26 protein-coding genes are annotated in these 19937 nt (G+C 61.9%); 18 read left to right on the plus strand and 8 right to left on the minus strand.

Going from position 1 to position 19937, the window contains the following annotated elements:
* Window positions 1-123: 123 nt before the first annotated feature.
* The gene (locus tag ABEB22_RS06675; protein ID WP_339113652.1) at window positions 124-783 is read left to right on the plus strand and encodes a hypothetical protein; all 660 of its coding nucleotides are present in this window, start codon (window positions 124-126) and stop codon (window positions 781-783) included.
* A 46-nt stretch (window positions 784-829) separates the two neighbouring features.
* Here the strand turns inward: ABEB22_RS06675 and ABEB22_RS06680 are convergent, their stop codons facing one another.
* Together ABEB22_RS06680 and ABEB22_RS06685 are read right to left on the minus strand one after the other, a co-directional pair.
* A complete protein-coding gene (locus ABEB22_RS06680) occupies window positions 830-1162 on the minus strand; it encodes an AzlD domain-containing protein (protein ID WP_339113651.1) in 333 nt (110 codons plus the stop codon).
* The gene (locus ABEB22_RS06685; protein ID WP_406871102.1) at window positions 1159-1869 is read right to left on the minus strand and encodes an AzlC family ABC transporter permease; all 711 of its coding nucleotides are present in this window, start codon (window positions 1867-1869) and stop codon (window positions 1159-1161) included. Before ABEB22_RS06685 ends, ABEB22_RS06680 begins: the two co-directional genes overlap by 4 nt.
* A gap of 93 nt (window positions 1870-1962) precedes the next feature.
* On the opposite strand from ABEB22_RS06685, the gene mobA reads away from it, so the two are divergent.
* Window positions 1963-2541 (plus strand): molybdenum cofactor guanylyltransferase MobA, encoded by a 579-nt coding sequence (mobA, locus tag ABEB22_RS06690; protein WP_406871103.1) that lies wholly within the window; start codon window positions 1963-1965, stop codon window positions 2539-2541.
* On the plus strand, window positions 2538-3182 hold the full coding sequence (locus tag ABEB22_RS06695; RefSeq protein WP_339113648.1) for a GNAT family N-acetyltransferase: 645 nt from the start codon (window positions 2538-2540) through the stop codon (window positions 3180-3182). Before mobA ends, ABEB22_RS06695 begins: the two co-directional genes overlap by 4 nt.
* 2 nt (window positions 3183-3184) lie before the next feature.
* Here the strand turns inward: ABEB22_RS06695 and ABEB22_RS06700 are convergent, their stop codons facing one another.
* Both ABEB22_RS06700 and greA read right to left on the minus strand, forming a co-directional pair.
* The gene (locus ABEB22_RS06700; RefSeq protein ID WP_406871104.1) at window positions 3185-4219 is read right to left on the minus strand and encodes a hypothetical protein; all 1035 of its coding nucleotides are present in this window, start codon (window positions 4217-4219) and stop codon (window positions 3185-3187) included.
* Between the two features lie 40 nt (window positions 4220-4259).
* On the minus strand, window positions 4260-4730 hold the full coding sequence (greA, locus tag ABEB22_RS06705; protein ID WP_339113646.1) for a transcription elongation factor GreA: 471 nt from the start codon (window positions 4728-4730) through the stop codon (window positions 4260-4262).
* 249 nt (window positions 4731-4979) lie between these two features.
* On the opposite strand from greA, the gene ABEB22_RS06710 reads away from it, so the two are divergent.
* Both ABEB22_RS06710 and ABEB22_RS06715 read left to right on the plus strand, forming a co-directional pair.
* A complete protein-coding gene (locus tag ABEB22_RS06710; RefSeq protein ID WP_406871105.1) occupies window positions 4980-6626 on the plus strand; it encodes a 4Fe-4S dicluster domain-containing protein in 1647 nt (548 codons plus the stop codon).
* Between the two features lie 108 nt (window positions 6627-6734).
* Entirely contained in the window at window positions 6735-7271 is a 537-nt protein-coding gene (locus tag ABEB22_RS06715) for a hypothetical protein (RefSeq protein ID WP_406871106.1), read from the plus strand.
* 6 nt (window positions 7272-7277) lie between these two features.
* On the opposite strand, the gene ABEB22_RS06720 is transcribed toward ABEB22_RS06715, so the two are convergent.
* Together ABEB22_RS06720 and metF are read right to left on the minus strand one after the other, a co-directional pair.
* A complete protein-coding gene (locus tag ABEB22_RS06720; RefSeq protein WP_406871107.1) occupies window positions 7278-7775 on the minus strand; it encodes a PaaI family thioesterase in 498 nt (165 codons plus the stop codon).
* 76 nt (window positions 7776-7851) lie between these two features.
* Complete coding sequence (gene metF / locus ABEB22_RS06725; RefSeq protein ID WP_350934774.1) at window positions 7852-8718, minus strand: methylenetetrahydrofolate reductase [NAD(P)H]; 867 nt, start codon at window positions 8716-8718, stop codon at window positions 7852-7854.
* A 91-nt stretch (window positions 8719-8809) separates the two neighbouring features.
* Between metF and ABEB22_RS06730 the strand changes: the two genes are divergently transcribed.
* From ABEB22_RS06730 to ABEB22_RS06785, 12 genes are all read left to right on the plus strand, one after another.
* Window positions 8810-9745, plus strand: coding sequence for a LysR family transcriptional regulator (locus ABEB22_RS06730; RefSeq protein WP_339113641.1), 936 nt, complete (start codon window positions 8810-8812; stop codon window positions 9743-9745).
* A 93-nt stretch (window positions 9746-9838) separates the two neighbouring features.
* Complete coding sequence (locus ABEB22_RS06735) at window positions 9839-10630, plus strand: inositol monophosphatase family protein (protein WP_339113640.1); 792 nt, start codon at window positions 9839-9841, stop codon at window positions 10628-10630.
* A 65-nt stretch (window positions 10631-10695) separates the two neighbouring features.
* A complete protein-coding gene (locus tag ABEB22_RS06740; protein ID WP_339113639.1) occupies window positions 10696-11331 on the plus strand; it encodes a hypothetical protein in 636 nt (211 codons plus the stop codon).
* 202 nt (window positions 11332-11533) lie between these two features.
* Entirely contained in the window at window positions 11534-12226 is a 693-nt protein-coding gene (locus tag ABEB22_RS06745; RefSeq protein WP_406871108.1) for a MotA/TolQ/ExbB proton channel family protein, read from the plus strand.
* A gap of 6 nt (window positions 12227-12232) precedes the next feature.
* The gene (locus ABEB22_RS06750) at window positions 12233-12613 is read left to right on the plus strand and encodes an ExbD/TolR family protein (protein ID WP_406871109.1); all 381 of its coding nucleotides are present in this window, start codon (window positions 12233-12235) and stop codon (window positions 12611-12613) included.
* Between the two features lie 5 nt (window positions 12614-12618).
* Complete coding sequence (locus tag ABEB22_RS06755) at window positions 12619-13059, plus strand: ExbD/TolR family protein (RefSeq protein WP_406871110.1); 441 nt, start codon at window positions 12619-12621, stop codon at window positions 13057-13059.
* On the plus strand, window positions 13056-13910 hold the full coding sequence (locus tag ABEB22_RS06760; RefSeq protein WP_406871111.1) for a TonB family protein: 855 nt from the start codon (window positions 13056-13058) through the stop codon (window positions 13908-13910). Before ABEB22_RS06755 ends, ABEB22_RS06760 begins: the two co-directional genes overlap by 4 nt.
* 79 nt (window positions 13911-13989) lie before the next feature.
* Window positions 13990-14421 (plus strand): large conductance mechanosensitive channel protein MscL, encoded by a 432-nt coding sequence (gene mscL, locus ABEB22_RS06765; protein ID WP_339113634.1) that lies wholly within the window; start codon window positions 13990-13992, stop codon window positions 14419-14421.
* Between the two features lie 92 nt (window positions 14422-14513).
* Entirely contained in the window at window positions 14514-14972 is a 459-nt protein-coding gene (locus ABEB22_RS06770; RefSeq protein ID WP_339113633.1) for an Lrp/AsnC family transcriptional regulator, read from the plus strand.
* A 61-nt stretch (window positions 14973-15033) separates the two neighbouring features.
* On the plus strand, window positions 15034-15318 hold the full coding sequence (locus ABEB22_RS06775; RefSeq protein WP_350934786.1) for a hypothetical protein: 285 nt from the start codon (window positions 15034-15036) through the stop codon (window positions 15316-15318).
* A complete protein-coding gene (locus ABEB22_RS06780) occupies window positions 15315-16499 on the plus strand; it encodes a hypothetical protein (protein ID WP_406869914.1) in 1185 nt (394 codons plus the stop codon). Before ABEB22_RS06775 ends, ABEB22_RS06780 begins: the two co-directional genes overlap by 4 nt.
* A gap of 9 nt (window positions 16500-16508) precedes the next feature.
* Complete coding sequence (locus ABEB22_RS06785) at window positions 16509-17066, plus strand: methyl-accepting chemotaxis protein (protein WP_406869915.1); 558 nt, start codon at window positions 16509-16511, stop codon at window positions 17064-17066.
* Window positions 17067-17070: 4 nt separating this feature from the next.
* Here the strand turns inward: ABEB22_RS06785 and ABEB22_RS06790 are convergent, their stop codons facing one another.
* Together ABEB22_RS06790 and ABEB22_RS06795 are read right to left on the minus strand one after the other, a co-directional pair.
* Window positions 17071-17625, minus strand: a complete 555-nt coding sequence (locus ABEB22_RS06790) for an ActR/PrrA/RegA family redox response regulator transcription factor (RefSeq protein ID WP_339113630.1) — start codon at window positions 17623-17625, stop codon at window positions 17071-17073.
* An 88-nt stretch (window positions 17626-17713) separates the two neighbouring features.
* A complete protein-coding gene (locus ABEB22_RS06795) occupies window positions 17714-18346 on the minus strand; it encodes an SCO family protein (protein WP_339113629.1) in 633 nt (210 codons plus the stop codon).
* 141 nt (window positions 18347-18487) lie between these two features.
* Between ABEB22_RS06795 and regB the strand changes: the two genes are divergently transcribed.
* On the plus strand, window positions 18488-19867 hold the full coding sequence (gene regB / locus ABEB22_RS06800; protein WP_339113628.1) for a sensor histidine kinase RegB: 1380 nt from the start codon (window positions 18488-18490) through the stop codon (window positions 19865-19867).
* Window positions 19868-19937 lie beyond the last annotated feature (70 nt).

The following is a 19937-nucleotide window of genomic DNA, read 5'->3' on the forward strand; positions in this document are numbered from 1 at the left end:
TTGCGGTTTTATCTGTCACGGGCCTGTGTTGCTGTTGTCTCCAGCCGGATTTGATGCTTCACAAAGGCGGGATAGGGGATGTTGGCCCCTAGTGATTGCAAAAGATTGAAGGGGGTCTGGCTGATGCGCCGACTACTTGTTTGTTTGGGCATGTTGCTGGGCCTTGCTGCCTGTGCGGCTGAACCGCATTGGGCGCCGGATGACGCGGTTGCCAAAGCCCATTATGTGTCGGGCGATCCGCCCTCGGTCACGCTTTACACCGTGGTCAGCCGCGAGACCGGCGCAGGTGGCCATTCGGGCCTTATGATCGACGGGCCGGAGCGGGTTCTCTATGATCCGGCAGGCACATGGTATCATCCCTATTCGCCCGAGCGGAACGACCTGCATTTCGGTATCACCGAGCGGATGCGCAAATTCTATATCGACTACCACGCCCGCGACCGTTGGGACGTGATCGAGCAGAAGGTGCCGGTCACTATGGCGCAGGCGCAGCAGATCCGCGCGAATGCCGAGAAATACGGGGCCGCGCGGAAATCCTATTGCGCCAATGCGATCTCGACCGTGCTGAAGGATGTGCCGGGCTTCGGGGCGATCCACCATACATGGTCGCCCAAGAAGCTCTCGCGCTATTTCTCCGAACTGCCGGGCGCGACCTATCGCGTCTATCATGACAACGATCCCGAGAATAATACGGGCGTCCTGATGATCCAGCAGACGGATCCGCGCGCCGCCGAAATCCGCGAGAAAGCCTTCGAGCTTCAGGACGGCAAAGCCGCGAACTGACAAAGGGCCCCTCGGGGCCCTTTTCCTTTGCGCGGTGCGCATCTGTTCAGAACAGGACGAACAGCCCCAGATAGAGCGCCGCGAACCCTGCCAGAATGGCGATCAGCACATTGCGCGAAGCGATGCCTGCGGCGAGCGTCAGCAGGGCCGCCAGCATGCGCGCGGGTTCGATCTGGCCGTCGGTTGCCGCAGGCCAGAGCACCAGTGGCGCGACCATTCCGGGCAATACGGCGACCGGCGTATAGCGCAGATAGCGCAGCAACCATTCAGGCATGGGTTTGCGCGCGGCCAGCCCCAGAAACACATAGCGCAGGGCGAAAGTGCCGATCCCGAGGATCGCGATGATCATCCAGATCTGGGCGGTGCTATACTGGCTCATGCGGATTGCCTCCGTGCCTTGATCCGGCCAACAAATAGCTCGACCTGCGCACCGGTGACCATTGCGCAGACCGCCGCCACCAACAGCCCCGTGCCTGCGGGCAGAAAGCCCAAGAGGAGCGTAACCACCACCGAGACCAGCGCCGCCGCGATATGTGGCAGCGACCGCAGCGCGGGCGCGATCATCGCCAGAAAGGTGATCGGCACCGCGAAATCCAGCGCGAATTCCTGCGGGATCGAGGCCCCCACCAAGGCCCCCAGCAGTGTGGCCAGAAACCACAAGGGCGGCAGGATCATGCTACAGCCCGCATAGAAGGCCAGCCGTTCGCCTATGCTCAGGTTCGGGCGACTGCGGTATTCGGTTTCTGCGGTCACAAAGGTCTGGTCGATCAGGAAATAGGCCACCAGCATGTGCTGCCAGCGTTTTGCCTGGCCCAGATAGGGGGCAAGCGCCGCCGAATACATGGCCATGCGCATATTGATCGCAAGCGAGGTGAGGATGACCAGCACCACCGAGGCATGTTCGCTCATCAGGTGGATGGCGGAAAACTGCGAGGCCCCCGCCAGCACCAGTATGGTGAAGCCCATGACCTGTGCCAGATCGAAACCGGCCTCGGTCGCGGCCACGCCGAACAGAAGCCCGAAGGGCGCGATCACGAGGGTGAAGGGGAGCGTGCTGATCACGCCACGCAGAAATGCCTTACGCAAGGGGATGCTTTACTCTTGTAAGTTGGGGTCTGTGGGGGCATGTCATAAAGCCTGTCTGGGCGCTCTCAAGCCCAGAATTGTATCGGAGGCAATTTGGGGTATTTCGGCCTGATCCTCGCGGGGGGCGAAGGACGTCGTCTTGGGGGTGTCGATAAGGCGCTTGTTCCGCTGGGCGGTCAGCCTCTTCTGGCACATGTGATGGCGCGGTTCGCACCGCAGGTCGAGCGCGTGGCGATTTCGGCCAATGGTGATGGTGCGCGGTTTGCGCCCTGGGCTCAGGGCTGCCCCGTTCTGCCCGATCCGCCCGCGCATCTGCACGAGGGGCCGCTGGCGGGGATACTGGCCGGTCTCGATTGGGCGCAGGCGCAGGGCGCACAGGGTGTGGTCACGGTGGCGGTGGATACGCCTTTCCTGCCACACGATCTTGTCGCGCGCCTTGCGGGGGAGGGACCAGCGCTCGCCATGTCATCAGAGCGCAGGCATCCGACCTTTGCCGCATGGCCGGTGGGCCTGCGCGATGAGGTGGCGCAAGCCCTGCGCGCGGGAGAGCGCCGTTTGGGGCGGCCTCTGCAGGGTGCGCGCGCGGTGGTATTCGAGGCGCAGCCCGATCCGTTCTTCAATATCAACACGCCCGAGGATCTGGCGCTTGCCGCGGGGAGGGCCGTGCGATGACCTATCGTATCCGGCGGGGCATCCCCGATCATCATCGTGCGGCGGCGGCGAAGCTCTACTGGCAAGCCTTCGGCAGCAAGCTGGGCCGTGTTCTGGGGCCCGACCCGCGGGCGCTGGCCTTTGTCGAACGGGTGATGGATGGCACGCACGGGTTTTGCGCGATCAACGAGGAGACGCAGGAGCTTCTGGGGATCGTGGGGTTCCGCACGGCGCACGGAGCGTTCGTGGGAGGCGATAATGCAGATCTGCGGGAAATCTACGGGTTGTTCGGTGCTGCATGGCGGCTGACCTGCCTGTGGGTGCTGGCCCGCGATCAGGAACATAAGGCGATGGTGGTGGACGGGCTGTCCGTGCGCGCCGACCAGCGCTCGGGCGGGATCGGCACAGCGTTGCTCGAGGCGGTCTGCACCGAGGCCCGTAGGCGCGGCTATGTCCAGCTGCGGCTCGATGTGATCAAGGAAAACATGCGGGCACGGGCGCTCTATGAACGGCTGGGCTTCCATGTCGTGCGGGTGCGGGAGAGCCGGCTGACGGAGATGCTGTTCCTCTACCGCACGGTGTTCATGATGGTGCGCCCGCTCAAACCATGGGATAACGGGCGCAATGCGCCCGATCCGGGGCAGTCCCGCTCATCAGGCTGAGGTCAGTCGAAGGTGCCGGTGACGCGGCCCAACAGCATGAAGGCGCGGGCCGAACGGGTGTCGGACAGCTCCGAGATCTCCAGATCGCTGGCATTGGGCTCGAAGCCCGCGAAGGTCTTGTCGAACTGGCGCAGGAAATGGTGCGCCGCATCGCGGAAGACCGTGTCGTTGCGCATCCGTGCGGCGGTCAGCGCCAGCGACGAGCGGTCACGCACACCGCCCAGAGCCGCGACCTCGCGGCCACGCTCGCCCTTGGCAAAGCGGCGCCACAGTTCGGGGCGCGCACGGTCGGGCTTGAGATCGTCCATATAGATGCCGTCCTGCGACATGAGGTTCAGGACATCCTGCGCCGAGCGGATCAGCTTGGCCATCATCCGGTCCTCGAGTGCGCGGCGCAGCGCACGGAAGCCCTCGCGGTCATCGGCGGTATCGGGGAAGTTCAGCGCCCGCACGAAATCGGACACCGTTACAGGCGTGCCGACCGGATCGACGGGCGCGCCAAGTTCCAGCGTCGGCTGCTCCTCGTAGAGCGGACGGGCGGGTGTAGGGCTGATCAGGGCCATCTTGGTATCGGCATGGGCCTCGAGCAGTTGCCCCTCGCCCCTCGCCATCAGAGTGGCGATCGTAGCCTCGGTCTGGCGTGTGCTCTGGAGCAGTTCGTCGAGCTTCTTGTCCTGCGCGCCATCACGGCGGGCACGGGCCTCGGTGACCCATGCCTGACGCATCGCGTCCACAGAGGCCCGCAGAGACTGTGCCTCGGCCCGCATCTCGCGGGCCGAACGCGCGGTGAGGGCCGCGATCCAGATCATCGCGAAGGGCAGGAAGATACCCACAAGCGCGAAGACCAGACCCAGCGCCCCTGTCGAGCTGTCCGTTTCCGACCCGACGGGTGCGAGAGCCCAGATCCCGATGACCAGTGCCAGCCAGATCAGGCTCAGAACAGCCGCAATGATCTCGCCGCGGCCGATGACGCCGCCCGTGACGGGCGGGGCCTGATCGAGCGGGCGGTTCAACGGATCGGGTTTTTCGGTTGCCATCTGCGGGCTCCGTCAGGTCAGGAGGATCGGATACGAAAGCTCAGACGAAGAGAATCTCGAGAATCTCGTAGCTGCGCGTGCCACCGGGGGTGCGCACATCGACGGTATCGCCTTCGTCCTTGCCGATCAGGGCGCGCGCGAGGGGCGATTTCACGTTCAGGAGACCTTTTTCCAGATCGGCTTCCTGTTCGCCGACGATCTGGTAGGATTTCTCCTCATCGGTATCGACATCGACGATCTTCACGGTCGCGCTGAATTTCACCGATCCCGACATGGTTTTCGGATCGATTACCTGCGCGAGGCCGAGAATGCTCTCGATCTCCTTGATGCGGCCTTCGATAAAGCTCTGCTTTTCACGCGCCGAGTGGTATTCGGCGTTTTCCGAGAGGTCGCCCAGCTCGCGCGCTTCCGAAATCGCCTGAATGATTGCAGGACGTTCGACGGATTTCAGTTTCTTCAGCTCGGCATCCAGCCGGTTAAACCCCGCGCGGGTCAGCGGTATCTTTTCCATAAGCAAGGCCCTTTGCCGTTTTGTTTTTCCTTGGGCGGTCCGTGAAGTGTAAATCGGGGATGACGCCGCAGTGTCAAGGCCCTGCCACGGCGAGATGCGAAATTTCGCGCCTGATCGGCGGAATGTCGGTTTCGTATTTCCGGCGATCGACACATGGCGCTAGACATGGGGTCGCATTGCCTTGAACAAGAAGGTAGGCTAGTCGAAGTAAAAAAGCACGCGCAAGGCCAGCTAGGGAGCCCCTGATTTATGACCGAGATTACCCGCGAGTCGATGGAATATGACGTTGTCATCGTTGGAGCCGGCCCGTCGGGGCTGTCTGCGGCGATCCGTCTGAAACAGATCGATCCCGAGCTGGAGGTCGTTGTGCTGGAGAAGGGCTCCGAGGTGGGCGCGCATATCCTGTCCGGCGCCGTGCTGGATCCGGTGGGGCTGACGAAGCTGATCCCCGACTGGAAGGAAAAGGGCGCGCCGCTCAATACACCGGTGACCGAGGATAATTTCCTTCTGCTGACCGAGACCAAGGCCACCAAGATCCCGCATTGGCCGATGCCCAAGCTGATGTCGAACGAGGGCAATTACATCGTATCGATGGGCAATGTCTGCCGCTGGCTGGCCGAGCAGGCCGAGGAGCTGGGCGTCGAGATCTTCCCCGGTATGGCGGCGTCCGAGCTGGTGATGGAGGGCGACCGCGTGGCGGGTGTCGTGGCCGGCGAGTTCGGCCGCGAGGCCGATGGCACGCCGGGGCCTGCCTATGAGCCCGGCATGGAGCTGCGCGGCAAATATGTGTTCCTCAGCGAGGGCGTGCGCGGGTCTCTCTCGAAGATCGTGATCGACCGCTATAACCTCTCCGAAGGCCATTGCCCGCAGAAATTCGGCCTTGGCATGAAGGAGATCTGGGAGATTGACCCCGCCAAGCACCGCGAAGGCACCGTGACCCATACGATGGGCTGGCCTCTGGGCAATAATGCAGGCGGCGGCTCCTTTATCTATCACCTCGAGAACAATCAGGTTTATGTCGGTTTCGTGGTCCATCTGAACTACGAGAACCCCTATGTCTTCCCCTATATGGAATTCCAGCGCTTCAAGCATCACCCCGAGGTGGCGAAGCTCCTCGAGGGCGGCAAGCGCGTGGCTTACGGTGCGCGGGCGATCTCGGAAGGCGGCTACCAGTCGCTGCCCAAGATGAGTTTCCCGGGTGGTGTTCTGCTGGGCTGTTCGGCGGGCATGGTCAATGTGCCGCGCATCAAGGGCAACCATAATGCGATGCTCTCGGGGATTGCGGCGGCGGAGGCTGCGGCCGAGGCCATCAAGGCGGGCCGTTCGGGTGACGAGTTGACTGCTTATGAGGCCGAAGTGCGGGGTGGCGCGATCGGGCGCGACCTGAAAAAGGTGCGCAATGTCAAACCGATGTGGGCGAAATGGGGCATGTATGCCTCGACCGTTCTGGGCGGGTTTGACATGTGGACGAACGAGCTCTTCGGCTTCTCGGTCTTCGGCACGCTGGCGCATGGCAAGACCGATGCGGCAGCCACGGGCGAGGCCAAGGATTTCCAGCCTATCGAGTATCCCAAACCCGATGGCAAGCTGTCGTTTGACCGGCTGACCAATGTGAGCTTCTCCTTCACCAACCACGAGGAAAGCCAGCCCTGCCACCTGAAGCTGCGCGATGCGTCGGTGCCGATCTCGGTCAACCTGCCGAAATATGCTGAACCCGCGCAGCGTTACTGCCCCGCAGGTGTCTATGAGGTGCTGGACGGCGAGGATGGCCCGCGCTTCCAGATCAACTTCCAGAACTGCGTCCATTGCAAGACCTGCGATATCAAGGACCCGTCCCAGAATATCAACTGGACCACACCCCAGGGCGGCGATGGCCCGAACTATCCCAATATGTGACGAGAAGGGGCCGGAAGGCCCCTTTTTTTGCATCCGGAAGGCGGCCGGCATTTAATCTCGCATTCAGCATATTGCCGCAAGGTAAGGGTGATTCCTACGGAGACGCCCATGGTTGTGCAAATGCCTCGCATGCCCCGCCTTGACCATCTTGTTCTGAGGCTTCTGGCCAGTGGTGGCGATGTCGAGCCGGTAGGGCTCGACGCGCGGCATCTTCCGGGCCGCGATATGCTGACGGTGCAGATCGGGTTCGAGCAAGCGATTGCCCTTTGTGGCGAAAGCCCCGGTATGGGGCGGCTTCTCAGATCCGTCATTGGCGCGGAGCGGGTCGAGATCTCTTGCTTTCTTCTGCCTGCGAACAAGGCCGCCTATAAGGAGCGTCTTGTGCAGCGTCTGGTGGCGCTGGAGCAGGATCCTGCCCTTGATGCGGCGATTGCCAAGGGGCGGCTGAGGATCCTGACGGCCGATGAGGTGCCCGAGCTGAATATCCAGCCGACGATCCGCTACCGGCTGTTGAGCGGGGACGGCAAGATCATGGGCTCGGGGCTCTACAGTCCCGAAGGGTTCGATCAGGCGCTCTACGACCGATGGCGCGAGGGGCGCTGGCAGCGGATCATCGGTAAGGCCTATGTCTATTACGAGCTATAGGCGGGGTCAGTCCCGCGCTTCGCCCTGAATGAAGCAGGTGCAGGAGCCCTGACCATAAAGCTTGCCATCCTCGGTGCCGCGGATCTCGCCGGTGGCAACGCCTGTCGAGCGCCCGATATGGGTGAGGAGGCCGGTGATGGTCAGCTCGGTCCCGGGTTTGATGGCGCGGATCAGGTTGATCTTGTATTCGATGGTGAACTGGAACTGGCCCTTTTTCAGACCCGAGATCACCGCCATCGACATGCAGCTATCGAGCACCATGCCATACCAGCCGCCCTGGGTGGACCCGAACGCGTTGCTTTGCTCATGCAGCGGGAAGCCACGGAAGGTGACCTTGCCATATTCGGCTCCGATCACGCGGAAATTCATGATCTTGGCGACGGTCGGGTGGGGGGCGGAGCCGTCGATGATCTTTTGCAGATAGGTCACGCCATCGACCGAGGTCACCTCGTCGCGGGTCAGGAAATCATCTGCGTTTTCGGCAAAATAGGCAGGATCGGTCATAGGAGACTCCATACAGATGGCATGAAAAAGGGGCCGAGCGGCCCCTGTTTCGCGTATCTTGTCAGGCATGGCCTGCTTAGGCAACCGCGCCCAGATCAAGCCCCTGTGCAAGGCCGAGATTCTGGCACACGCGGCCCGTCAGAACGGGGCGGTTGACGGTGTAGAAATGCAGGTCTTCCACGCCCCCGGCGATCAGCTCTTCACACAGCTTGGTGCAAAGTTCGATCGACAGCTCCTGCTCGCGGTCCTCGGCAATGGCCTTCTCGAAGGCTGGACCGAGATGCTCGGGGATATTCGCGCCGCAATTGGCCGCGAAGCGCTGCACGCCCTTCCACGACTGGATCGGCAGGATGCCGGGAATGATGGTGGCCTTCACGCCCTCTTTCTCGCAGCGGTCGCGGAAGCGGAAGAAGGTCTCCGCCTCGAAGAAAAACTGGGTCAGCGCCGAGGTCGCACCGGCCTCGCATTTACGTTTGAGCCAGCGCACATCGGCCATATCATCGGCGGCATCGGGGTGCGGCTCGGGATAGGCGCCACACCGGATGGTAAAGCGGCCATCGGCGGCCAGCGCCTCGATCAGCTCGACCGAGGAGGCAAAGCCTTCGGGATGGGGCGTGAAGCGCTCCTGGCCTTTGGGGGCATCGCCGCGCAGCGCCACCAGCTGGTTGACGCCCGCTTCGGCATAGGCATCCACGATCTCCATCGTCTCGGCGCGGGTGGCGTTGACGCAGGTGAGGTGGGCGGCCACGTTCAGCCCGTAATTCTTGCCAATGGTGGTCACCGCCTCATGGGTCAGCTTGCGGGTCGTGCCACCAGCACCATAGGTCACCGAGACGAATTCCGGCTGCATCGGGGCCAGAACCTTTACCGTCTCCCAAAGGCGGAACGACGCTTCCAGCGTTTGCGGGGGGAAAAATTCGAAACTCAGACGAGGCGTGGTCATGGCGGTATCCTTACTGCTTGGCGGCGCTTGTGCCAGATTCCTCAATGTGAGACAAACTCATATTGCTCAAGAATAACATGAGTCAGATCGAATGTACCTTGAATTGCGGCACCTGCGAACGATCCGTGCGATCCATGAATCGGGTGGTCTGGCCCGCGCGGCCGAGGCATTGAATATAACACAAAGTGCTTTGTCGCATCAGATCAAGGGTTTGGAGGAGCAGGCGGGGATGGAGCTGTTTGTGCGGCGCTCGCGGCCCATGCGGTTATCGGCCGCGGGGCAAAAGCTCTTGCGTCTGGCCGAACGTATCCTTCCCGAGATTCGCGCGATCGAGGACGAGTTCACCGCGCTCAGGCAAGGGCGGGCAGGTCGGCTGCATATCGCCATCGAATGCCATGCCTGCTACGACTGGCTCTTTCCGGTGCTCGAGCAGTTCCGCCGCGCTTGGCCTGAGGTGGATATCGACATCCGCCCCGGTCTGGCTTTCCGCGCGTTGCCGGCGCTCCAGAACGAGGAAGTGGATCTGGTGATCTCCTCCGATCCCGAGGAGCTGGATGGCGTGGTGTTCAACCCGCTGTTCGACTATGCGCCCACCTTTATCGCCTCCTCCAGCAGCCCTCTGGCGGCCAAGCCCTTCATCGAGGCCGAGGATTTTCTGGACCAGACACTGATCACCTATCCGGTCGACCGCGCGCGCTCCGATATCTTCTCGGGGCTGCTGACGCCTGCGCGGATCGAGCCGCGGACCCATCGGCAGGTAGAGCTGACGGCGGTGATCCTGATGCTGGTGGCGGCCGGGCGCGGGGTGGCCGTGCTGCCCGACTGGGTGCTGCGGGATGTGCGGTATCGGCCTGATTACATAACGAAACAGGTGACGAAGACCGGCCTGCAGAAACGCCTTTATGCCGCGACGCGGACGGAGAATGCGACCCGACCCTATATGGCGCATTTTCTCGAGCTGGCGCGGACCGAACCGGTGAAGTTGCAGGGGCAGGACGCCCTCGCGCTGGCGAAACCCGCCCAATAAGGCCGAAAGCCTATTATAGAGGCGTATATAAGGCTTGGAATCGCCTCCCCGACGGTATAAGCGGTCGCTTCGAACCCCCCAAGGAGATCTCCCATGCAAGGCAGCGCAAATCTTAACCTCATGATCAAAGCCGCCCGTAAGGCAGGCCGGTCGCTGGTGAAGGACTTCCGCGAAGTCGAGAACCTGCAGGTCTCCTCCAAAGGTCCGGGGGATTTCGTGTCGCGCGCCGACCGCGAGGCCGAGAAGCTCATCAAGGAAGAGCTGCTGAATGCGCGCCCCACCTATGGCTGGCTGGGTGAGGAAACCGGTGAGGAAGAGGGCAAGGACCCGACCCGCCGCTGGATCGTCGACCCGCTGGATGGCACCACCAACTTCCTGCACGGCATGCCGCATTGGGCCGTTTCGATTGCTCTCGAGCATAAGGGTGAAGTTGTTGCCGGTGTGATCTTCGATGCAGCCAAGGACGAAATGTTCTTTGCCGAGAAGGGCTTTGGTGCCTTCATGAACGATACCCGCTTGCGGGTGTCGGGCCGTCGCTCGATGACCGATGCGGTCTTTGCAACCGGTGTGCCCTTCGGCGCCAAGAACACGCTACCCGCGACGCTGCGCGATCTGGCGCGCCTGATGCCCGCCTGTGCCGGTGTACGCCGCTGGGGGGCGGCTTCGCTGGATCTGGCCTATGTGGCCGCGGGTCGCTACGACGGTTATTGGGAGCGCGAGCTGAAGGCGTGGGACATGGCGGCCGGTCTGGTGATCGTCAAGGAAGCCGGCGGGTTCGTGTCTGCCGTGCGCGAGGATCAGGAGATCTTTGCGAGCGGGTCGGTCGTGGCGACCAATGCCGAGATGTTCGAGCCTTTGACGAAAATTCTCCGTAAGCCGGAGTAAGCTCGTTCACCTCTTGTTCACCTTGCTCTGCGATGTTTGGAACAACGCAGAAAGCGAGGTGGATTATGCATCAAGAACAGGACTGGATTCTGGCGGGTGTGACAGCGCGTCGTGTTGTCGTTGACCATCAGGTTGTGGCTGTGGCGATGGGGCTGATCGAGATCGGTCGCGCCGCGCGCGATATCGCCACCTCCGAGGCGGCCGAGGTGCAGCTGCATGGCCGCGTTGCCCGTATCCGCGAAGGGATTGCCCGCGTCGAAGCGCGGATTGCCAAGCTGAATATCATTGATCCGTCGCTCGAGGCTGCCGCAGACGCTCTCTGGGCCGAACTGGCCAGCTATCAGGAGAGCCTGCCGCTGGAGCTAGCATTCCGTGCCGATCAGCGTGATCGCGCGATCGATCGTCTGGAAACCGCGCGCCAGCGTCTGCAGCGCGTGATGGGGCTGATCGACGAAACCCGTCCCGATGATAAGCCCGACCTGCGTCAGTTGCTGCATGATCTGGTGGAAGGTGCGATGTCGCGCCGCGCCGAGGAGATCATCCGGCAGGCGCGCGAGGAAGCGCGGGCCCGTTTTGCAGGGGCGCCACTGCCCGATCCCTGTCTCGAGGATTTCCACATGACCCAGCCTGAAGGATGGTCGGCCTGGCAAGCCTCCCGATTGCTGCGTGAGAACACGGATATGCAGCGCGCCGCTGCGTAACAAAGGCCGCTGCGTCGCGTCGGGGCTGTCGCAGCGCAGCGGTCTTTTGAAACTCCGAACGATCAGCCGGGGCTTTGCTCCGGCTTTTTTATGCGCTGCTGCGCTAATAGTTTACCAAATTTATCAAGAATCGCGCCGTCCATCGTTGACAAGCTTGCTCAGTTTGTATTTCTGATAGAAATACTCTGATATTGAGGACGAGATGGAACCTGAATCGATTACAGTGGATCCAGCGACCGGCCTAAGCCGTCTGACGGACTTCCTCCAGATGGGCGGTCCCGCGATCTGGGCAATTGCCCTGTTGTCGGTGCTTACAGTGGCGCTGATCTTGTGGAAACTCTATCGCTTCGCCTGTTTCGGGGCGTGGTCCGGCGGGCGCCATTCGCAGGCCGCTCTGATGAAGTGGAAGGCAGGGCAGCACGCCGCCGCCATTGGCCTCCTTGACGGACGCCGCAGTCTGCGCGCGCGTTTGACCCGCGCGGCCATGATGGCCGCCCATTCCAATCTCAGCGATACCGAGGCGCGCGAAGAAACCGGCCGAGTGGCACATGGCCTGCTGGCCAAGGCACGCGGGGGGCTGCGCGGTCTGGAGCTTGCCGCGACGATCGGTCCGCTGATCGGCCTTCTGGGCACGGTGACAGGGATGATCTCGGCGTTTCAGGCCTTGCAGGAGGCGGGTGCCCGTGCCGATCCGTCCACGCTGGCGGGGGGGATCTGGGAGGCTCTTCTAACCACAGCGGCGGGTATGGCGGTGGCCATTCCGGCGCAGGTCGCGCTGACCTGGTTCGAGAGCATCACCGATCGGCTACGCGAGGATATGGAAGACACCGCGACACAGGTCTTTGTGTCCCGCGAGGCAACGCCAGAAACGATCCGCGCGCTTGCGGCGGAGTGAGACCCGATGTTCAATTTCGCGCCCGACCGTCCGCGCCGCAAGCCGGATCTGACCCCGATGATCGATGTGGTCTTTCTGCTTCTTGTTTTCTTCATGCTGGCATCGCGTTTCAGTCAGGATGTCAGTCTGCCGCTGGCCTCTGCCAGCGGGGCAGCCTCGGAATGGACAGGCGCGCCGCGGCTGGTCGATATCGGCCCCGAGGGTGTGGTCGAGCTGAACGGTGTCCCGCGGAGTTTCGATGATCTGCTGGCCGAGCTGGACCGGCTGACCGAGACCCGTGCCGATCCGGTGATCCTGCGCGCCAAGGAGGCGGATCTGCAGGATCTGGTTTCGGTGATGGACCGGCTGACCGCCGCTGGGTTCAGTCGCTTGATTCTGGTGGAGTGAGGCCCATGCAATTTGCGCCGCCCAAACGGCAGAAGGGCAATGCCTCGCTCTTGCCGATGATCAACGTGGTGTTCCTGCTGCTGATCTTTTTCCTGATCTCGGCAAAATTGGCGCCGCCCGAACCTTTCCCGACCGAGCCGCCGGTCTCGGTGGCAGCCTCCGAGGCCGAAGGCGAGTTCAGCGTTTATCTGGGCGCGGACGGGAAGCTGGGTTTTCGCGAACTGACCCTTGCCGCAAAGGATGATGTTACACCGCTGCTCGACGCGCTCGTTGCGGCGCGCGAGGCGTATTGTGCGCAGTCGGATTGTTCGGCGCAACCGGCGCATCTGCTATTGCGCGGAGATCAGAGTGCCGGGGCCACCCGTCTGGCCGCGCTATTGCCGGTTCTGGGCAAGGCCGGATTCGCTCAGGTCGAGCTGGTGACATCGCGGGGAGACGCCCGATGACCACGATGCGGATCTTCGAACTGGGCAGCTTTGCTATTGTCGCGGCGGCGCTGCATGTGCTGGCCTTCGGGCTTGTCTCGCGTGACGAGGGCTCGATGTCGGCAGGTGCTGCGGGCGATGCGATGGTCAGCCTCGAGGCAGCCGATGCGCAGGTCGCCGCTATGGTAGAGCAATGGGAAAATCCGCAGGTGCCGGAGCCGGTGATGCAGCTGTCTTCCGAGCCGCCGGTCATCCAGCCGCCCAAGATCGAGCTGCCGCCATCCGATCTGCCCATGTTGACCGACGCGCCGCCGATCCCCGAGGTCGAGAAGGCGGAACCCGAGGTTCCGCCGGAGCCGGAGCGCTCTGCCCTTGCGCCGGAGGCCACGGAGCGCCCGATGGCACGTCCCGAGAGGCCAGCACCCAAGCGTCAGGCCAAACCGGAGCCCACGCCGGAACCCGCACGCAAGTCGGACCGGACAAGTGCCGCACAGGCGGCACAGGCGGCCTCGGGCAGCGGCAATCGTGGTGCGGCGGGCGAGAACGGACAGGCCAAGGTTGCTACCCTCTCCAAGGCGCAGGCCGACAATCTTCGTGGCCGTTGGGGCGCGCAGATCCGCCAGCGGATCGAACGGCGCAAGCGGTATCCGTCTGCGGCGCGTGGCGCGCAGGGACAGGCTGTCGTGCGCTTGACGGTTTCGGCCGCAGGCCAGCTGGTCTCGGTGTCGCTCGCACGGTCCTCGGGCAATGCCGCAATCGATCAGGCGGCTGTGACCGCAGTGCAGCGGGCAGGGCAGTTTCCGGCCGCTCCCCGCGGGCTTGGCGCCTCCAGCCTGAGTTTTTCGCTGCCGATGAGCTTTGCGCGCCGGTAGGCTGGAAGGCTTCGTTGCTTTGGATATATGTATCGCTAACTATAGGCGGATATAGAGTCCGGAGAATGAGGGAATACGGATGCTGCAAGAATTTAAGGACTTCATTGCCAAGGGTAATGTGATGGACATGGCGGTGGGGATCATCGTCGGCGCGGCCTTCACCGCGATTGTCAAATCGATCGTGTCGGATCTGCTCAATCCGATTATCGGCCTCATCATCGGCGGGCTGGATTTCAGCAATATGTATGTCGTTCTTTCGGGCGATGTGCCGGCCGGATCGAGCTTGCAGAGCGCGCGTGATGCGGGGGCGGCGATCTTTGCCTATGGGGCCTTCCTGACCTCCGTGATCAATTTCCTCATCATTGCTTTCATCGTCTTCTTGCTGGTGCGTATGGTGAACCGCATCCGCAAGGCCGCCGAGAAGCCGCAGGAGGTTGCGCCGGAGGTGAAAACCGGCCCGAGCCAGCTGGATGTTCTGATCGATATCCGCGATGCGCTGAAAAAAGAGTGATTCTTGCCGTTTTTTGCGGTGATGCTTTCTTGAATAAACTCTGAAATTAGAAGATTCTTCGGCCCGGACGAGTTTGGGTCGAAGGAAACCATATGTCACTCGATGCGACGGATCGCCGGATACTGATGGTCCTGCAGCAGCAGGGCCGCATCTCGAACGCCGATCTGAGCGAGCGGGTCAATCTGTCGGCCTCCGCCTGTCATCGGCGTGTGCAGCGGCTCGAGGAAGAGGGCTATATCCGCGATTATGTCGCGCTTCTCGACCGCCGTAGGCTTGGTCGGAACACTACGGTCTTCGTCGAGATTACCCTCTCGAGCCAGAAAGACGAGGTGCTGCGCGCGTTCGAGAGCGAGGTGCGCAAGGTCCCCGAGGTTCTGGAATGCCATCTCATGGCGGGCAAAGCGGATTTCCTTTTGAAGGTCGTAGCGCAGGATACTGACGATTTCGCGCTGCTGCATCGCGCGCGTCTGGCCTCGCTTCCTGGCGTGGCGCAGCTTCAATCGAGCTTCTCGTTGCACGAAGTCCAGAACACCACAGCGCTTCCGATATAATTTAATCGCGATTTAAAGATTCAACCTTAGACAGTTCCAGTGCTCAGTGTGTGAGGTTGGGATGAGGCTTGAGGTAGCGATTCTGTTTTTTTCCATGTTGGTTGCGCCTTTGGCCCATCTGTCAGGCTCCGTTCCGGAACGGGTGGGGCTAGTGGTGATGATTGTGCCGCCATGGAGCGATGCAAGTGTCGTGGCAGAGGATGCGGGGGCGCAGCTGATCGGTCCGACACGCGCTCCGTTCGGGCAATTGGTTTCTATCGATAATATGGCGCAGGCCGAGCAATTGGAAAAGGCCGGTGCTTGGTTCCTCTTGGACGCCGAAAAGGTGGAATGGATATGCGGATGAATAGTATTCTGGCGTTTTTTCATGATGATAGTGATCAGCCCTTTGCTGGCCGCGAAGCTGCGATCAAATATCTCGCAATCGGCATGGTCGCTTCGGCGGCAGGGATTTCCATCGTGGCATGGATCATTGGCACGGCCTTCTGGATCGCATCCATCTCCGCGATAGGCTTCGCGGCGCTGGCGGTCTGGGGCTGGCGTCTGGGCGACACCAAGAAGGGTCGTTCGATTCTCGCGCAGGGGATGATCGGCCAGTGTTTCTCTTTTACCGCTGCCTTTGCCGGACATCCGTGGATCATCGATACCCATATGGCATTCTTCGTCATGTGTGCAATGGCTACCGCCCTTGTCGATGTGCGGGCGTTGACTGTGATTGCGGTCAGTACTGTGATCCACCAGGCTGGGCTCGGCCTTGCCTATCCGGTGCTCGTCTATCCCAGCACGGATGTTTACGAGAATATGGAGCGGATACTTCTGCATGGCGGGCTCTTCTCGCTGGAGGCTGGTGTGCTGATCGAGGTCGTGCGCCGCCGCCAGAAGCTCTTCCGCGATGCGATGGAGCGCATGGCCCAGCTGGAGGTGCTGACCGCCGAATCCTCTGCCGCCCGTGAAAAGGCCGAGCAGATGTCACAGGAGGCGAATGAGCACCGGAAGATCGCAGAGGCAGCAGCAGCAGAGGCGAAGCAATCCGGTGAGCTAGCGGCCCGTCAGGCCGAAGAGAAACACGCAGCCGATATGGCGGTCATGGAAGCCGAGCGGAAACAGACGGCCGAGCGCGAAGAGCGCCAGAAAAAGCAGGAAGCCTTCGTTGTGGCGCTGAAATCGGCGCTGGAACGTTTGGCAAACGGGGATCTCTCGGTGCGCATGACGATGCCTGACGATCCCAATTACGCCGACCTTGCCCAGAATTTCAATGTGTCGGTCGAACAGCTTGCGCGGACCGTGACGACCGCTTTCGAATGCTCTGCCGATATCCGCGCGCAGATTTCCGAGATCACTGCAGCAGCCGATAACCTGTCCTCGCGGTCCGAACGTCAGGCGAGCGCGCTGGGTGATGCGGCCGCGGCCATCAACCAGCTGACGGTGTCTATCGAGCAGGCCGCGATGGTCAGCCGCGATACCTCGACTTCCGCCGAGAAGGCCCGACAGGCCGCAGGTGAAAGCTCGACCGTCGTCGCGGAGTAGATCGAGGCGATGGCGGCAATTGAGGAAAGCTCGAACCAGATCGCCCGTATCTCGTCTGTGATTGACGATATCGCCTTCCAGACCAATCTTCTGGCGCTCAATGCCGGTGTCGAGGCGGCGCGGGCGGGTGATGCAGGGCGCGGCTTTGCCGTCGTTGCATCGGAAGTGCGGGAGCTGGCGCAGCGTTCCTCTTCGTCGGCGCAGGAAATCAGCAAGCTGATCGAGGCTTCCGGCCGTCAGGTGAAAACCGGTGCCGAGCTCGTGAACCGGACCGTTTCCGAGTTGGATCGGATCATCCGCCATGTCAGCCAGATCGCGACCCAGATCCGCGAACTGGCCGAGGCGGCAACCGAACAGTCACGCTCGGTGAATGAGGTGAACAGCTCGGTCGAGCAGCTCGACCGGACGACCCAGCAGAACGTGGCCATGCTCGAAGAGACCACGGCCGCCCATAACGCTCTGAACGAAATGGCAGGGCGCCTTGAGCAGACGATGTCGGTGTTCCGCCGAAATCTCGCGCAGGAGCAGGCGGGCTGGTCTGCCGAGCCTCAGGCGCGCGCGGGCTGAGGGCTTATTTCGGGCTGCGCTTTGCCAGAATGCGTTGTAGCGTGCGGCGATGCATATGCAGACGCCGCGCGGTCTCAGAAACATTGCGGTCGCAAAGCTCGTAGACACGCTGGATATGTTCCCACCGCACACGATCCGCGCTCATCGGGTTTTCCGGAGGCGCGGGTTGTGTATCTTCGCGGGCGAGAAGCGCGTTGGTGATATCGGTCGCATCTGCCGGCTTCGAGAGATAATCGGTTGCGCCCATCTTCACTGCGGCCACCGCGGTCGCGATTGCGCCATATCCGGTCAGAACCACGATCCGCGCATCCTCGCGGGCTTCACGCAGGGCTTCGACGACATCGAGCCCGTTGCCATCCTCTAGCCGCAGATCGATGACCGCATAGGCTGGGGCGGATTGTGCCACGAGGTTTTTGCCCTCGGCCACAGAGGCTGCCACGCGCACTTCGAAGCCACGCTTCTCCATTGCACGCGCAAGGCGTGTCAGAAAGGCCTGATCGTCATCGACCAGCAACAGGCTCCGGTCGGAGCCGATTTCGGCAGAGAGATCTTCAACCATTGGACAATCCGGACAGTTACAACGCTTGTCGTCTTTTACGCAGCGATGTGGACGGGGTCAAATGCTGCAGGGACGAAAGCGCCTAGGGTCAACTGTTTTTTGCGTGATCCAGATAGCAGCCGATACGGTCTGCCATCTCGTCGGGCGTGGCGTCGCGGTCGAAATAGTCCACATAGCCGAGATCCGGCAGGATGAGGTAGCTCTGCGTCGAATGGCTGATCAGGGTGTAGGGGTCGTTCGGGTCCTGAACCGAGAACAACACGCGATAGGCTTTCGCGACTTGTTTGATCTGTTCGGGGGTGCCTGTCAGGCCGATCATCTTCGGGCTCATGACATCGGTAAAGGCGGTAAGGCTCTCGGGCGTATCGCGGGCGCTATCCACCGACACGAAGACCGGCTGGACATCGTAGCCGCGCTCGTCAAGGATCTCGGTGGCCTGCGCATTCCGCATCGTGTCGAGCGGGCATACGTCGGGGCAATAGGTGTAGCCGAAATAGAGAATGGTCGGCCTGGTGAAGATATCCCTATCCGTTACGGTCTCGCCGGTTTCCGAAGTCAGCGTGAAGGCTCCCCCCAAATCCGCACGGGTCCCGCTACCCGCAGCGCGGCATTCGGCAAAGACATCTTTCGGGCCGCTTTGTGTGATCGCCCAGCCTGTCACGAGCCCTGCCAGAACGATTATGGCGCCCGCGATAGCGTAATGTTTGGTCTGGAGAGGCATCGCTTTTCTCCCGTATCGACGACAGACAAGTTGAAGTCACGGTGGTAAGAGGATTTTGCGTAACTGTTACCAGCAACGGCATCCTCTTTGAAGCTCGTAGATTGTCCTTGCTGTATTTTGACTTAACGGAAGGAAAGCCGCATGGTTGCTCCAGATCTGACGCTCCCTGCCAATCGGCCCACCTCCCATGAATGGGTGCGGCTGCGCACGCTGACATTCCTGCGTTGGACTGCGGTTATCGGGCAGCTGATGGCCATTCTGGTGGCGTGGTTCCTGCTCGGAATCGGGCTCAACCTTGTCTGGTGCCTGGCGACGGTCGGGACATCGGTGCTGGTCAATCTGCTGGCGCTGTTCCTGACGCCGGAAAGCCGCAGGTTGTCGCAGGGGGCGGTTCTGACGCTCCTGCTGTTTGACACGGCGCAGCTCGCGGTGCTGTTGCTGCTGACCGGCGGGCTGAACAATCCTTTCGCGCTGCTGATCCTTGTCCCTACCACGATTGCGGCGACCACACTTGAATGGCGGGCCACGATGCTGATCGGGGCGGTGACGCTGGTGCTGACGACGCTGGTGGCGGGGCTCTATATTCCGCTGGTATCGACCGGTGGCGAGGTGATCCAGCTGCCCGAACTGTTCGAGTTCGGATACTGGACGGCAATCGTGATCGGGGTGGTGTTCCTTGGTGCCTATGCGCAGCGGATATCGCATGACAGCCGCGTGATGGCCGAGGCCCTTCTGGCCGCGCAGCTGGCTCTGTCGCGCGAACAGAAGCTGACCGACCTGGGGGGAGTGGTGGCGGCTGCCGCGCATGAGCTGGGCACGCCGCTTGCCACGATCAAGCTGGTCTCGAGCGAGCTTGCCGACGAACTGGCCGATGACGAGGATCTGCGCGCGGATGCGCTCCTGATCCGCGAACAGGCCGACCGTTGCCGCGATATCCTGCGCTCGATGGGGCGGGCGGGGAAGGACGATCTGCATCTGCGCACCGCGCCGCTGATCTCGGTTCTGCGTGAGGCGGCCGAGCCACACATGGATCGCGGTAAGGAAATTATCTTTACGACAGAACCGATTGGCGATGGCAGTGATAAGCAACCGGCGATCTATCGCTATCCCGAGTTGATCCATGCGCTGCGTAATCTAGTGCAGAATGCGGTGGATTTCGCTGACGGTCGGGTCTGGGTCGATGCGCTCTGGAGTGGCTCGACCATCGTTGTGCGGGTCTGTGATGACGGGCGCGGTTATGCGCCGGATGTGATCGGCCGGATCGGTGATCCTTTCCTGCACGGGCGCAGCTCGAATAGCCGCAAAGAATATGAGGGGATGGGGCTGGGGCTGTTCATTGCCAAGACCCTGCTCGAGCGGACGGGCGCACGGATCACCTTCCGTAACGGGACCACGCCTTTTGTCGCGGCCAATCGCAAGCCCGAACGCTCCGGCGCGATCGTGGAGCTGGCATGGCCGCTCGAGCGTCTTCTGGCACCCGAGCGCGAGGCCCTTGGCGAGAATGTTCCCATAGAGAGCTGATGCGAAACGTTTTATTAAGCTTAACTACGCATTAACCATTGTGTTGCATTCTTGGTCTCGGTTTATGGCG

Origin of the sequence: Thioclava sp. 'Guangxiensis' (genome assembly GCF_045348365.1) — a bacterium.
Lineage (GTDB): Bacteria > Pseudomonadota > Alphaproteobacteria > Rhodobacterales > Rhodobacteraceae > Thioclava > Thioclava kandeliae.

Coding starts and splice junctions, on each gene's coding strand:
- ABEB22_RS06740 (WP_339113639.1), top strand. CDS start 10,696: ATGCATCAAGAACAGGACTGGATTCTGGCGGGTGTGACAGCGCGTCGT.
- ABEB22_RS06675 (WP_339113652.1), top strand. CDS start 124: ATGCGCCGACTACTTGTTTGTTTGGGCATGTTGCTGGGCCTTGCTGCC.
- ABEB22_RS06730 (WP_339113641.1), top strand. CDS start 8,810: ATGTACCTTGAATTGCGGCACCTGCGAACGATCCGTGCGATCCATGAA.
- metF (WP_350934774.1), bottom strand. CDS start 8,718: ATGACCACGCCTCGTCTGAGTTTCGAATTTTTCCCCCCGCAAACGCTG.
- ABEB22_RS06680 (WP_339113651.1), bottom strand. CDS start 1,162: ATGAGCCAGTATAGCACCGCCCAGATCTGGATGATCATCGCGATCCTC.
- ABEB22_RS06715 (WP_406871106.1), top strand. CDS start 6,735: ATGGTTGTGCAAATGCCTCGCATGCCCCGCCTTGACCATCTTGTTCTG.
- ABEB22_RS06710 (WP_406871105.1), top strand. CDS start 4,980: ATGACCGAGATTACCCGCGAGTCGATGGAATATGACGTTGTCATCGTT.
- ABEB22_RS06795 (WP_339113629.1), bottom strand. CDS start 18,346: ATGCCTCTCCAGACCAAACATTACGCTATCGCGGGCGCCATAATCGTT.
- ABEB22_RS06745 (WP_406871108.1), top strand. CDS start 11,534: ATGGAACCTGAATCGATTACAGTGGATCCAGCGACCGGCCTAAGCCGT.
- ABEB22_RS06755 (WP_406871110.1), top strand. CDS start 12,619: ATGCAATTTGCGCCGCCCAAACGGCAGAAGGGCAATGCCTCGCTCTTG.
- ABEB22_RS06750 (WP_406871109.1), top strand. CDS start 12,233: ATGTTCAATTTCGCGCCCGACCGTCCGCGCCGCAAGCCGGATCTGACC.
- greA (WP_339113646.1), bottom strand. CDS start 4,730: ATGGAAAAGATACCGCTGACCCGCGCGGGGTTTAACCGGCTGGATGCC.
- mscL (WP_339113634.1), top strand. CDS start 13,990: ATGCTGCAAGAATTTAAGGACTTCATTGCCAAGGGTAATGTGATGGAC.
- ABEB22_RS06770 (WP_339113633.1), top strand. CDS start 14,514: ATGTCACTCGATGCGACGGATCGCCGGATACTGATGGTCCTGCAGCAG.
- ABEB22_RS06780 (WP_406869914.1), top strand. CDS start 15,315: ATGAATAGTATTCTGGCGTTTTTTCATGATGATAGTGATCAGCCCTTT.
- ABEB22_RS06735 (WP_339113640.1), top strand. CDS start 9,839: ATGCAAGGCAGCGCAAATCTTAACCTCATGATCAAAGCCGCCCGTAAG.
- ABEB22_RS06760 (WP_406871111.1), top strand. CDS start 13,056: ATGACCACGATGCGGATCTTCGAACTGGGCAGCTTTGCTATTGTCGCG.
- ABEB22_RS06785 (WP_406869915.1), top strand. CDS start 16,509: ATGGCGGCAATTGAGGAAAGCTCGAACCAGATCGCCCGTATCTCGTCT.
- ABEB22_RS06695 (WP_339113648.1), top strand. CDS start 2,538: ATGACCTATCGTATCCGGCGGGGCATCCCCGATCATCATCGTGCGGCG.
- ABEB22_RS06720 (WP_406871107.1), bottom strand. CDS start 7,775: ATGACCGATCCTGCCTATTTTGCCGAAAACGCAGATGATTTCCTGACC.
- ABEB22_RS06700 (WP_406871104.1), bottom strand. CDS start 4,219: ATGGCAACCGAAAAACCCGATCCGTTGAACCGCCCGCTCGATCAGGCC.
- ABEB22_RS06790 (WP_339113630.1), bottom strand. CDS start 17,625: ATGGTTGAAGATCTCTCTGCCGAAATCGGCTCCGACCGGAGCCTGTTG.
- ABEB22_RS06775 (WP_350934786.1), top strand. CDS start 15,034: ATGAGGCTTGAGGTAGCGATTCTGTTTTTTTCCATGTTGGTTGCGCCT.
- regB (WP_339113628.1), top strand. CDS start 18,488: ATGGTTGCTCCAGATCTGACGCTCCCTGCCAATCGGCCCACCTCCCAT.